Genomic DNA, 13,035 nt, shown 5'->3' on the forward strand with positions numbered 1-13,035 from the left:
CGGGAAAACAAAATTACAGGGCCTTCATGGTACCTTTCGGCAGAACGGCCGCCACGAAGTCACGCTTGATCATCACTTCCGTGGTGTCGTTCAGCGCAATAGCGATAATGCCGGTATCGGCCACTTTGGTAACGCGACCGATCAGACCGCCGGTGGTCAGCACTTCATCGCCCTTGCCGATGGAGTCCATCAGCTTCTTGTGCTCTTTGGCGCGTTTCTGCTGTGGGCGCAGGATCATGAAATAGAAGATCAGGCCAAACACCACCAGCATAATGATCAGAGAGTACGGGCTTCCCTGAGCCGGAGCCCCTGCGGATGCGACGGCGTCAGAAATGAAAAAGCTCATTGAAATTCCCTCATTAAGTTATCAATTATTAATTCAAACAGTTAAAGGTGGAACCGGCTTGCCGATCCGACCATAGAAGTCCGCAACAAACGTCTCTAATTTACCCTCTTCAATAGCCTGGCGTAAACCCGCCATCACACGCTGGTAGTAGCGCAGGTTATGAATCGTATTCAAACGGGCACCGAGTATTTCGTTGCAACGGTCGAGATGATGCAAGTAGGCGCGGCTGTAATTGCGACATGTGTAGCAATCACACTCGCTATCCAGCGGAGAAGTATCATCCTTGTGCTTGGCATTACGGATTTTTACCACACCGTCGGTCACGAACAGATGGCCGTTACGCGCATTACGCGTCGGCATCACGCAATCGAACATATCGATGCCGCGACGCACGCCTTCCACCAGATCTTCCGGTTTACCTACCCCCATCAGATAGCGTGGCTTATCTTCCGGAATTTGCGGGCAAACATGTTCGAGAATGCGATGCATGTCCTCTTTCGGCTCGCCTACCGCCAGGCCGCCCACAGCGTAACCATCAAAGCCGATCTCCACCAGCCCTTTTACTGAAACATCACGTAAATCTTCGTAAACGCCACCCTGAATAATGCCAAACAGGGCATTCTTGTTATTCAGTTCGTCAAATCTTGCGCGGCTGCGCTGCGCCCAGCGCAGGGACATTTCCATCGACCGTTTGGCATAATCCCAATCGGCCGGGTACGGCGTGCATTCATCAAAAATCATCACGATGTCGGAACCCAGATCATACTGGATTTCCATCGACTTTTCCGGGCTGAGAAACACCTTGTCGCCGTTGATCGGATTGCGGAAGTATACGCCTTCCTCTTTGATCTTGCGCATCGCTCCGAGGCTAAACACCTGAAAACCGCCGGAATCGGTCAGAATCGGCCCGTGCCACTGCATAAAGTCATGCAGATCGCCGTGCAGCTTCATGATTTCCTGCCCCGGGCGCAGCCACAGGTGGAAGGTGTTACCCAACAAAATCTGCGCGCCAGTCTCTTTGACTTCTTCTGGCGTCATGCCTTTTACCGTGCCGTAAGTGCCGACCGGCATAAAGGCCGGCGTTTCTACTACACCGCGTTCAAATACCAGGCGGCCACGGCGAGCGCGGCCATCGGTTGTCTGTAATTCGTACTTCACAATGCCTCCAGCGTCAGAGAAACAGTCTGACGTCATTAATACCTGCCATGCTTGAAACTGCCTCTGTATTGGCGGCGTTCACTCTCCCGGATCGCTTACTGTCGTAAGTACGCCAGGATTCGCTCCCATACCGCCTTGACGCCGTTTCAATTATTTTTGGTATACCTCGAAAATTTATTTGCCGACGGATTCGTGTTCCGCCTGCGGATTACGACTGATGAACATCGCATCACCATAGCTGAAGAAACGGTATTGCTCGGCCACCGCCTGCCGATAGGCGTTCATGGTGTTCTGATAGCCGGCAAAGGCCGAAACCAGCATGATCAGCGTCGATTCAGGCAGGTGGAAATTGGTGATCAGCGCATCAATGACCTGATAGTGATAACCCGGATAAATGAAAATACGGGTATCGCCGAAGAATGGCGCGATCGGCGCATCCTGGCTGGCCTTGGCGGCGCTTTCCAGCGAGCGCACCGAGGTGGTGCCGACGGCAACCACGCGCTTGCCACGCGCTTTGCAGGCCAATACCGCATCGACCACCTCTTGCGGCACTTCGGCGTATTCGGCGTGCATTACATGTTCTTCGATGGTTTCTACCCGCACCGGCTGGAAGGTGCCTGCGCCGACGTGCAAGGTAACAAACGCCATTTCGACGCCCTTTTCACGCAGCGCCGCCAGCAGCGGCTCGTCAAAGTGCAGCCCGGCGGTTGGCGCCGCAACCGCGCCCGGCTTCTGGCTGTAAACGGTCTGATACAGTTCGCGATCGGCGTCTTCGTCCGGTCGATCGATATACGGCGGCAGTGGCATATGCCCCACCGCATTGAGAATGGTGAATACGTCGCGCGGGTCGTCAAAGCGCAGTTCAAACAGCGTATCGTGGCGCGCCACCATGGTGGCAGGAATACTGTCGTCATCGCCCAGCAACAGCGCGGCGCCCGGTTTTGGCGCCTTGGACGCGCGAACATGTGCCAACACCCGATGATCGTCAAGCACCCGCTCGACCAGCACTTCGATTTTCCCGCCGCTGGCCTTACGGCCAAAGATACGAGCCGGGATCACCCGGGTATTGTTGAACACCAGCAGATCGCCGGCCTCCAGTTGATCCAGCAGATCGGTGAAGATGCCGTGCGTCAACTTCCCCGTAGGTCCATCCAGTTGCAACAAGCGGCAACCGCTGCGTTGAGGTTGTGGATAACGTGCAATTAACGACTCGGGGAGATCAAAAGAAAAATCGGCGACGCGCATGGATAATCACTTCAGCTAAAAAAACAGGCGGCCTAGTCTAAAGCCGCCGGCCGCCGGCAGCAAGAAATAAGGAGGATTCGCCGCAGTTCGGGTATAGTTAACGGATGAATTTTCTCGCTCATCTCCATTTGGCCCAGTTGGCGGAAAGCTCGCTGCTGGGCAACCTGTTGGCCGACTTCGTGCGCGGCAACCCCGCGGCCGACTATGCACCCGAGGTGGTGGCCGGCATCATGCTGCACCGGCGCATCGACGTGCTGACCGACTCATTACCGCAGGTCAAGGCCTGCCGCGATTTTTTCAGCGATCGGCATCGCCGCGTCGCGCCGATTACGCTTGATGTGGTGTGGGATCACTTTCTGGCTCGCCATTGGCAACAGATAGAACCGTCGCGCAGCCTGGAACGTTTCACTCAGGAAGCGCGCAGCCAGATTGTGCCGCACCTGCCGCTGACGCCGGCGCGTTTCCAGAATCTGAATAACTACCTATGGCCGGAGCGCTGGCTGGAACGTTATGCTGAACTGCCGTTCATCGCCACGGTATTGCAGGGCATGGCCAACCGCCGCCCGCGATTGGCGGCGCTGGCGGGCTCGTTTGACGACGTTGAACGCCATTATCATCAACTTGAAACACAGTTCTGGCAGTTTTACCCGCATATGATGCAGCAGGCAAAAGCCAAAACGTTATGACCACCGCGAAAACGATACGACCAGAAAATGTTTTTAGCGCTTGCCCTTTTTTGCGAAAAGGTTATTTTTAAAACTTGCTAAATTTAAACGATGAATTTAATAGGCGAAAGCTATCTCATTGATTGGTAGTTTGCCCTTTATTCACCGCACCAAGGCCCCTATACTGGCCCAAGTTTTTACCCAACGACTGGTGGTTTACTGCCCGATGGGTATACATCAACCCTTAACAACTATTACAGGAGTAATCATGGTCCTGGTAACTCGTCAAGCCCCTGACTTCACTGCTGCTGCCGTACTCGGCAATGGCGAAATCGTTGAAAACTTCAATCTGAAAAAGCACCTGAACGGCAAGCCTGCCGTACTGTTCTTCTGGCCGATGGACTTCACCTTCGTATGTCCTTCCGAACTGATCGCCTTCGATCACCGTTATGAAGAATTCCAGAAGCGTGGCGTTGAAGTTGTTGGCGTTTCCTTCGACTCAGAATTCGTCCACAACGCATGGCGTAAAACCCCTGTCGACAAAGGCGGCATCGGCGAAGTGAAATACGCAATGGTTGCTGACGTGAAGCGTGAAATCCAAAAAGCTTACGGCATCGAGCACCCAGAAGCCGGCGTTGCGCTGCGCGGCTCTTTCCTGATCGACAAAGACGGCATCGTGCGTGCACAGGTAGTTAACGACCTGCCAATCGGCCGTAACATCGACGAAATGATCCGTACCGTTGACGCGCTGCAATTCCACGAAGAACACGGCGAAGTGTGCCCTGCTCAGTGGGAAAAAGGCAAAGCGGGTATGGGCGCATCTCCAGACGGCGTTGCCAAATACCTGTCTGAAAACGCTGCCAAGCTGTAATTTCAACAGCAATGCAGACAACCGGTCAGCCTCGCTGGCCGGTTTTTTTATGCCCTTTTATGGTGCGCGCTGCCCTTTTTACCGGCCTTCCAGCCAAATAATTCCTTGTTTCCGCTCACATTCCACCCTCTATTTTCAGCACGGACGCCACGGTAGCGCTACGCTGTAAACGCTGGCCTGCGCTTTGCAGAGCATGACAGTACCCCCGCACCATGACGGGGGAATCACAATAAAAACTGACAGGGTAGGAAGAACTATGCTTTTGCAAAAATGGAGTAAACCCCTGACCATGGCGGCGCTACTGGTCAGCGGCAGCCTGTACGCCGCGTCAAACCCGGCGGTAGAAGCCCGGAATGGTATGGTGGTCACATCGCAGCACCTCGCCTCGCAGATTGGCGTGGATATTCTGAAAATGGGCGGTAACGCCGTGGATGCGGCCGTTGCGGTCGGCTACGCCCAGGCGGTGGTTAACCCCTGCTGCGGCAATATCGGCGGCGGCGGGTTTATGACAATTCATTTGGCCGACGGCAGCGATACCTTTATCAACTTCCGTGAAACCGCTCCGGCAGCGGCCAGCGCCAACATGTATCTGGATGCCGACGGCAAGGTAAGAAAAGACGCCAGTTTATATGGCTACCTGGCATCCGGCGTGCCGGGCACGGTACTCGGGATGGAAACCGCCCGTAAAAAATACGGCAAGCTGAGCCGTGAACAGGTGATGGCTCCGGCAATCAAACTGGCGCGCGAAGGCTTCATACTGACCCGCGCCGATACCGATATTCTTGATACCACCGTAGCCCGCTTCAAGCAGGATCCGGAAGCGGCCAGGATTTTCCTGCGCAAGGACGGCTCTGCGCTGCAACCGGGCGATCGTCTGGTGCAAAGCGATCTGGCCGAGACGCTGGAAGCCATTGCCAAAAACGGGCCAGATGCGTTCTATCACGGTAAAATTCCGCAGGCGGTCGAGGCAGCGGCAAAACAGGGGGGCGGCATTTTGACCGCTGCCGATTTTGCCAATTATAAAGTGACCGAAACACCGCCGATCGTCTGCAGCTACCGCGGCTACAAGTTCGTCTCATCCCCGCCGCCCAGCTCTGGCGGGGTGACGCTGTGTGAAACGCTGAACGTGCTTGAGGGATACGATCTGAAAAGCATGGGCTTCAATTCCGCCGCCGCGATCCATACCATGACCGAAGCCATGCGCCATGCCTATATGGATCGCAACACCTATCTCGGCGATCCGGAATTTATCAAGAACCCTATCGACAGGCTGGTCAGCAAAAGTTACGCCGAGCAGATCCGCAAGAAAATCGTCGCCGGCAAGGCAACGCCGTCCGAAAACGTGCAGCCAGGTATGGAACCGCATGAAAAACCGGAAACCACCCATTACTCGATTGTCGATCATCAGGGTAACGCGGTCTCCACCACCTATACCGTCAATGGCCGCTTTGGCGCGGTGGTGATCGCACCGGGCACCGGTTTCTTCCTCAATGATGAAATGGACGACTTCACCGTTAAGGTCGGCGAGAAAAACCTTTACGGTCTGGTGCAGGGCACTGCCAATTCCATCGCCCCCGGTAAGCGCCCACTATCCTCAATGAGCCCGACGCTGGTGACCAGGGACAATAAAATCTTTATGGTTCTGGGTTCGCCGGGCGGCTCGCGCATCATCACCATCACGCTGCAAACCGCGTTGAACGTGATCGACCACGGCATGGCACCGCAAGAGGCGGTCGACGCCGCGCGCATTCACCACCAGTGGCTGCCGGACGAAGTGTATTACGAACAGCGCGGCGTATCGGCCGATACGCTGAACATCCTGCGCGATATGGGCTATAAAATGGTAGAGCAAACGCCGTGGGGCGCCGCCGAGTTGATTCTGGTGGGCTTGCCGGGAGCGGCGGGCGTGACGCCGGCCAACTCGGGCAACGACTCGGCGGTATCGGGCAAAGTACGCGAAGGCTACCTGTACGGTGCCAACGACGTTCGCCGCCCGGCCGGCTCTGCCGTAGGCTACTGAGCATGATGATGGGGCCGGTAAACGGCCCTCTGAAGCCTAGTGCCACGCGCTATAAGGTCCACAACGTCACCGACTGCTCCCCCAGCCGCAGCGCCACGCCGTCGTCCCGAGACTGCATATCCCCCAGTCCCTCCTGCCGCTGCCAATCTCCCGACGGCAGCAGCGGACTGTAGGGCAGCGCTATTTCATGGTTGCCGGCGTCACGCTGCAACGCCACCAAGACCCGCTCATGCTGGTAAGTACGTACAAACACCAGCGTTTCGCCGTGCGCAAACAGCACCTGACAACTACCGCGGCGCAGCGCCATGCTCTTTTTACGCAATGCCGCCATCCGCTGGAACAGATTTAGCAGTTGATGGTTCCACTGGCTCTCATCCCATGGGAACGGTTTACGGCAGAACGGATCGTTATCCCCGTCCAACCCAATTTCGTCGCCGTAATACAGACAAGGCACGCCTATCCAGCTCATCAGCCATACCGCCGCCATCTGCATGCGTGGCAGATTGCCGCCCAACAGGGTCAGGAAGCGCGGCGTATCGTGACTGTCGAGCTGGTTAAACATAATCAACTGGCGATTATGTGGCAGGCCGGCACGGTAGCTATCCATCCAGTGGGCGGTTTCAGCTGCGTCCAGCTTTAGTGGCTGCAACGCGACGTCCAGACCCGCGAGAAAACCGCGTAGCGGTAACGCAAAGCCCATGTAGTTCATCGCCGCATCTTCCACCCCGGCATGCAGCCAGCGGCGAGCGTCGCCAAAATGTTCGCCCATGATGTAGGCATGGGGATTCACCTCGCGGGCAGCCCGATGGATGCCGGCCAGGTGACGCAGGTTACCGCTGGCGCCGCCATTTTCCCCCAGCATATGCACCACGTCCAAACGCCAGCCGTCAATGCGGTACGGCGGTTTCAACCAGTGGCGTACCACGCTGTCCTCATCGCCATATATTGCGCGCGCCACCGCAGGTTCGGCATAGTTCAGCTTCGGCAGGCTGGCGTTCCCTTTCCAGGTCAACGCGGTGCCGTCCGGATAAAAGTTAAACCAGTTGCGGTAGGGAGAGTCGGGATGATGACAAGCTCCCTGCTCCGCTTGCTGATGGCGATCGAACCAGGGATGCGAGTCACCGGTGTGGTTAAACACCCCATCCAGGATCAGTTTCATCCCCATCTTGTGAGTACTTACTCGCAGGCGGCGCAACGCGGCATTGCCACCAAAATGGGGATCAACCTGGTAATAGTCTTCGGTGTCGTACTTGTGCACACTCGGCGCCTTGAAAATCGGGTTAAGGTATAGCGCGGTAACCCCCAGGCGTTTCAGGTAGGGCAACTGCTGGACGATACCGTCCAGATCGCCGCCATAAAACGTTGATGCGTCATGCTGTGCTTCTACCGGATGCTGCCAGTCGCGGCGAATGACCCCGGTTCCCGCCGCATGGTGGTAATAACTACCGCTCTGCAGATTATATGCGGCGCCGCTGCTGGCAAAACGATCGGGGAAAATCTGATAAAACAGCCGATCGGCCACCCAGCCGGCGCCGCTGTCCGGTTCATCCAGCGCGAATTGCGCCAACTGTCCAATCGGCATCACCGACCAGCCGAGTGGGCCAAACCACCGCTGGCGATCCTGCCACAGCAATTTGAAGCAATAACGGCGCGTCGCTTCTCCCTCGTTCAGCGGCAGGCTGGCCTGATAGCGCTGCCGGCCGTCCACCGCACGCGCTTTCATCTCCAGCAGCCATTCTTCATTGTCCGGTTCGGCCCGCAGAAACACCTGTTTGGGCAGATCGTCCCCCTGGAGCCACAGGGTGATATCCAGGCGTGCTCCCTTTTTGACCACAAAAGGCGGAACCGGTTGATGCCAGGCGTCAAGCATACTGTTCTCCTACTGTACCAAACGAAATCGACGACATTGTCCACTGGCGCGAACAATGCCACGTTGAGTGCAATTCCCCCTCCTCTTTTCAGCTTAAAATCAGGGTGGAGCCGGGGGGTGGAGCCCAAGTTGTGTTAACCTAACCCAATGTAAAAAGGTGAACAGCTACACATTGGTTCTGCTGACCCTTAGGCTAACGTTTATAAGTGTATTGGATTTTTTTGGACATGTTTTAAGGAGCAGGAATGCAACAGCGGATTGCCCAATGGCTGGGGAAATTTGGCATCGAGTTCACCGATGTAATGTCATTGGTTATGGTTCTGGGGCTGATCGTCCTGATCTCGGTGGTTATTCACCTGGTGCTGCACCGGGTGGTGCTGGCAACGCTTCAACGCCGCGGTCAACGGTCGCAGCGGGTCTGGCAACAGGCGATAACGCAGTACAAGCTGTTTCAGCGTGCGGCGCTGTTGCTGCAAGGGGTAATAATCAACCTGCAGGCTATCTTGTGGCTGCATAACGGCAGCCAGACGCAGGCGTTCATCGTTACCGCCGCACAGGTATGGATACTGGCGTTTGTGCTGCTGACGCTGTTTTCGCTGCTCGACACCCTGCTGGCGATGCTGCGCCAGAGCAAAGTCGCCAATCAACTGCCGTTGCGCGGAATTTTCCAGGGGATCAAGCTGGTTGCAGCTGTTCTGATCGGTATCACGATTGTCTCGCTGCTGATGGGCAAATCGCCGCTGTTACTGTTAAGCGGCCTGGGTGCGATGACCGCCGTATTGATGTTGGTGTTCAAGGATCCGATCCTCGGTCTGGTGGCGGGCATTCAGCTGTCTGCCAACGATATGCTGAAGATCGGCGACTGGCTGGAAATGCCTAAATACGGTGCCGACGGCGCGGTCATCGATATCGGTCTGACCACGGTGAAAGTGCGCAACTGGGACAATACCATTACCACCATCCCCACCTACGCGCTAATCTCGGATTCGTTCAAAAACTGGCGTTCAATGTCGGAGTCCGGCGGGCGCCGCATCAAGCGCAGCATTAATATCGACACCACCAGCGTACATTTCCTGTCCGAACCGGAGCAGCAACGGCTTAACCGCAACCCGCTACTGCAACAGTACCTGAACGGCAAGGCGCAGGAACTGGATGAATACAATCGACAAAAGCAGTGGGATCTCAGCTCGCCGCTTAACGGCCGCCGGTTGACCAACCTCGGCACGCTGCGCGCCTATCTAGAAGCCTATTTACGCGCCCATCCGGATATTCACCAGCAGATGACGCTGATGGTTCGCCAGTTGGCACCGACTCCGGAAGGTTTGCCACTGGAAATTTACGCGTTTACCAACACCACGGTATGGACAAAATACGAAAGCATTCAGTCGGATATCTTTGACCATATCCTGGCGGTGATCGGTGAGTTTGATCTGCGCATTCACCAGACGCCGACCGGCAACGATATGCGCGGCCTGCTGAACCCGCAGCGGCCGGGTAGCGACGTTTCTTGACCTCAGCTGACGAAATAGTTTCCGCTGGTAATTATTCTGCTCTGATTGCCAGCAAATATCTCCCACCTCTTCCCATCCGTGATAAAAACGGCGTTAATGCGAGCAACCAGGCTCATTGCACGAGGTACGCCGATGCCGAAATACCTTAAACACCGTTTATTGATCATGCTGTCAACCTTGCTGTTTGTCGGTTGTCTGCACAGCGCCAGACTGGACGAAGCTCGCATGAACAGCGCATTGCAGCCGGCGCTGAGCGCGATAAGCAGCAATATGCAGGATATCCGTGAAGCACTGTCGCGCTGTGCACGCGATGAAGAAGAGAGTGATGACGCAATAGCGACCGAAGCACGCGTCTCTGGCAGAGACGACGAGGCAGACCCGCAGCGCTAAAAAAACACCGGCACGAGACCGGTGTTTGAAGGTTAGTCCTGCGCCAGCTGCGCCCGCTTTTTCTGGCGGCTGACCTTGAAGTAGTAGCCTGCCAACAGCAAGACCACCCACACCAGGCCGGCGTACAACGACACGCGGGTGGTTGGGAAGTAGCCGATAAGACCAATGATGAACACCAGGAACGCGATGGCGACTGCTGCGGTGAACACCCCACCGCGCAGCGGAAACTCAAGCTTCCTCACCTGTTCTTTGCTTAAACTGCGACGGAAGGCAATCTGCGAACACAGGATCATGATCCATACCCAGACGGTGGCAAAGGTGGCTAGCGATGCAATCACCAGGAACACGCTTTCCGGCATGATGTAGTTGAGGTAGACCGCAATCAGCAGCGCCGCCATCATCACCACTACCGTAACCCATGGAATGCCGCGTTTGGAAACCGTGCTGAACATTTTCGGCGCGTGGCCCTGCTCGGCCATGCCGTGCAGCATGCGGCCCACGCCAAACACATCGCTGTTAATCGCTGACAACGACGCAGTGATCACCACAAAATTGAGAATGCCGGCAGCGACGGTGATCCCCATGTGCTGGAAGGTCAGCACGAACGGGCTGCCGTTGGTTCCCACCTGGTTCCACGGATAAATCGACATGATCACGAACAGCGTGCCGACGTAGAACACCAGAATACGCCACGGCACCGAGTTGATGGCTTTCGGGATCGATTTCTTCGGATCCTTGGCTTCACCGGCGGTAATACCGATAATTTCAATGCCACCATAGGCAAACATCACCAGTTGCAGCGACAAAATCATGCCGATAAAACCATTGCTGAAGAAGCCGCCATTGCTCCATAGGTTGTGGATGCCGGTAGCCTGGCCCCCATTGCCGATACCCCAGACGATGATGCCGATACCGGCAGCGATCATGATGATGATGGTGGCGACTTTAAAGAACGAAAACCAGAACTCCAGTTCACCGAACACCTTGACGCTCATCAGATTGATGGCACCAATGATCAGCACTACGCTCAATACCCAGATCCAGTGCGGCACCTCCGGGAACCAGACGCCCATATAAATGCCGAACGCGGTAACGTCGGCAATGGCGACTATCAGAATTTCAAAACAGTAGGTCCAGCCGGTGATATAGCCGGCCATCGGGCCAAGATAATCCTGCGCGTAGCGCGAAAATGAACTGGCCTGCGGATTGTTGACCGACATCTCGCCCAGTGCGCGCATGATGATGAACGCGACGATACCGCCGATCAGATACGCCAGCAGTACGCTGGGGCCAGCCATGCGGATAGCGTCCGCCGAGCCGTAAAACAGCCCGGTGCCAATTGCCGAGCCGAGCGCCATAAAACGAATATGACGCGTACTGAGGCCACGCTTGAGCTTGTTGGCCGGTGGGGTGGAGGATGTTTCCTGTTGCATTTAAAGACCTGTCTTCTTATACGCAAAAAAGCCACGGACGAGTCCGTGGCCCAAAACTCTGACCGCTAGGTTATTGATGCGCGGTGACTTCAGCGCGCGTACAAACCCGATCGTAAATGGCGGCCAATACCAGCATCAACAGCGACGGTGGCAACCAGGCCAGCCCCTGTTCAGCCAGCGGCAGGTGTGTGCTCCACGCCGGCAGCAGATGCTGGAGGCTGGATGCCTTCACGGCGTCAAGGATACCAAACAACAGGCTGATGAGCATCACCGGTGCAACAATACGTGGCGCGCTGTGCCACATCCGCAACGTGAAGCTCAACACCACCAGTACGATGCATGGCGGATAGATGGCGGTCAGCACCGGAATGGAAATCTGGATCAGATGACTCAGACCGAGGTTGGACACCAGCATTGAGAACAGGCCCAAAATGAACACCAGCGTCTTGTAGGAAAACGGCAGATATTGCGCAAAGAATTCTGCACAGGCGCAGGTCAGGCCCACCGCAGTGACCATACAGGCAATGAAAATCAGCGCCGCCAGGAAGAAACTGCCCAGACCACCGAAGGTATTTTGCACGTAAGCGTGCAGGATCACCGCACCATTGGTGGCGTCAGGCACCAGCGCCCCACTGCCGGAGCCCAGTTTGAACAGGCTCAGGTAAACCAGCGTCAGGCCGATACCGGCGATCAGACCGGCGAAAATGGTGTAACGGGTCAGCAATCCGGCGTCTTTCACCCCACGCGAGCGGGCTGCGTTGACAATCACGATGCCGAAGACCATCGCGCCCAGGGTATCCATGGTCAGATAGCCATTGACGAAACCCGAGGAGAACGGCACGTTCTGATAGATGTCGATAGCCGGGACCGGCGAACCCGCCGGCCACAGCAGTGCAGCAACGCCCAGCGCGCCTAATGCGACAATCTTCAGCGGCGCCAGAATATGGCCCACGGTATCAAGCAGTCGCCCTGGATAGAGAGAGATGGCCACCACCAGCGCAAAATAGACCACGCTATAGATAAACAGTGGCGTAGCGCCGTCACCGGTCAACGGTGCGATGCCCACTTCAAAAGAAACGGTTGCGGTACGCGGAATGGCGAACAGCGGGCCGACGGCCAGGTAGCAGACGGTAGCCAGCAGCAGGCCGGCCTTACGACCGATTGGCGTGCTGAGGGCGTCAATCCCGCCGCCAACGCGCGCCAATGCGATCACCGTAATCACCGGTAGGCCCACGGCGGTAATCAGGAAGCCGAGTGCCGCGGTCCAGACGTGTTCACCAGACTGCAAACCTACCATCGGCGGGAAAATGATGTTCCCGGCGCCGACGAATAAGGCAAAGGTCATAAACCCCAATGCCAGAATATCTCTTGACGTTAAACGATGACTCATACGATGTCGTGTTGCCTGTTCAAATGAAAAAAAAGTTCGCTAGCATGGCGGCGTAGTGCCTCCATCCGGTTGTTGGCATGCCATGACATCACAGCGCAGCAAGGTCGAAAAACGCACAATTCCCGGCGTTTCATCC

At 56.2% G+C, this 13,035-nt stretch carries 11 protein-coding genes; 5 read left to right on the forward strand and 6 right to left on the reverse strand.

Annotation, left to right across the window (positions count from 1 at the left end; translation table 11 throughout):
• Positions 1–13: 13 nt before the first annotated feature.
• The 3 genes from yajC to queA all read right to left on the reverse strand — a co-directional run bounded on the left by yajC (position 14) and on the right by queA (position 2,749).
• A complete protein-coding gene (gene yajC, locus NYE85_RS21965; RefSeq protein WP_004949246.1) occupies positions 14–346 on the reverse strand; it encodes a preprotein translocase subunit YajC in 333 nt (110 codons plus the stop codon).
• 33 nt (positions 347–379) lie between these two features.
• Positions 380–1,504, reverse strand: coding sequence for a tRNA guanosine(34) transglycosylase Tgt (gene tgt / locus NYE85_RS21970; RefSeq protein ID WP_259006818.1), 1,125 nt, complete (start codon positions 1,502–1,504; stop codon positions 380–382).
• A 174-nt stretch (positions 1,505–1,678) separates the two neighbouring features.
• Positions 1,679–2,749 carry a tRNA preQ1(34) S-adenosylmethionine ribosyltransferase-isomerase QueA gene (queA, locus tag NYE85_RS21975; RefSeq protein ID WP_259006819.1) on the reverse strand — a complete coding sequence of 357 codons (1,071 nt, stop codon included), beginning with the start codon at positions 2,747–2,749 and terminating at the stop codon, positions 1,679–1,681.
• Between the two features lie 104 nt (positions 2,750–2,853).
• On the opposite strand from queA, the gene NYE85_RS21980 reads away from it, so the two are divergent.
• The 3 genes from NYE85_RS21980 (at position 2,854) to ggt (ending at position 6,305) form a co-directional block, all read left to right on the forward strand.
• Complete coding sequence (locus tag NYE85_RS21980; RefSeq protein ID WP_259006820.1) at positions 2,854–3,435, forward strand: ACP phosphodiesterase; 582 nt, start codon at positions 2,854–2,856, stop codon at positions 3,433–3,435.
• A gap of 247 nt (positions 3,436–3,682) precedes the next feature.
• On the forward strand, positions 3,683–4,285 hold the full coding sequence (locus tag NYE85_RS21985) for a peroxiredoxin C (RefSeq protein ID WP_198773369.1): 603 nt from the start codon (positions 3,683–3,685) through the stop codon (positions 4,283–4,285).
• A 256-nt stretch (positions 4,286–4,541) separates the two neighbouring features.
• On the forward strand, positions 4,542–6,305 hold the full coding sequence (ggt, locus tag NYE85_RS21990) for a gamma-glutamyltransferase (RefSeq protein WP_259006821.1): 1,764 nt from the start codon (positions 4,542–4,544) through the stop codon (positions 6,303–6,305).
• 49 nt (positions 6,306–6,354) lie between these two features.
• On the opposite strand, the gene malZ is transcribed toward ggt, so the two are convergent.
• Positions 6,355–8,175 carry a maltodextrin glucosidase gene (gene malZ / locus NYE85_RS21995; protein WP_259006822.1) on the reverse strand — a complete coding sequence of 607 codons (1,821 nt, stop codon included), beginning with the start codon at positions 8,173–8,175 and terminating at the stop codon, positions 6,355–6,357.
• Positions 8,176–8,420: 245 nt separating this feature from the next.
• Here malZ and NYE85_RS22000 point away from each other — a divergent pair, with 245 nt between their 5' ends.
• Positions 8,421–9,686 carry a mechanosensitive ion channel family protein gene (locus NYE85_RS22000; protein ID WP_259006823.1) on the forward strand — a complete coding sequence of 422 codons (1,266 nt, stop codon included), beginning with the start codon at positions 8,421–8,423 and terminating at the stop codon, positions 9,684–9,686.
• Between the two features lie 132 nt (positions 9,687–9,818).
• Complete coding sequence (locus tag NYE85_RS22005) at positions 9,819–10,076, forward strand: hypothetical protein (RefSeq protein ID WP_259006824.1); 258 nt, start codon at positions 9,819–9,821, stop codon at positions 10,074–10,076.
• A 32-nt stretch (positions 10,077–10,108) separates the two neighbouring features.
• Here the strand turns inward: NYE85_RS22005 and proY are convergent, their stop codons facing one another.
• Positions 10,109–11,509, reverse strand: a complete 1,401-nt coding sequence (gene proY / locus NYE85_RS22010) for a proline-specific permease ProY (RefSeq protein WP_259006825.1) — start codon at positions 11,507–11,509, stop codon at positions 10,109–10,111.
• 70 nt (positions 11,510–11,579) lie between these two features.
• Positions 11,580–12,899 carry a branched-chain amino acid transport system II carrier protein gene (gene brnQ / locus NYE85_RS22015; RefSeq protein ID WP_259006826.1) on the reverse strand — a complete coding sequence of 440 codons (1,320 nt, stop codon included), beginning with the start codon at positions 12,897–12,899 and terminating at the stop codon, positions 11,580–11,582.
• Between the last annotated feature and the right edge of the window lie 136 nt (positions 12,900–13,035).

Source organism: Serratia sp. AKBS12, from assembly GCF_024793895.1.
Taxonomy (GTDB): Bacteria; Pseudomonadota; Gammaproteobacteria; order Enterobacterales; family Enterobacteriaceae; genus Serratia_F.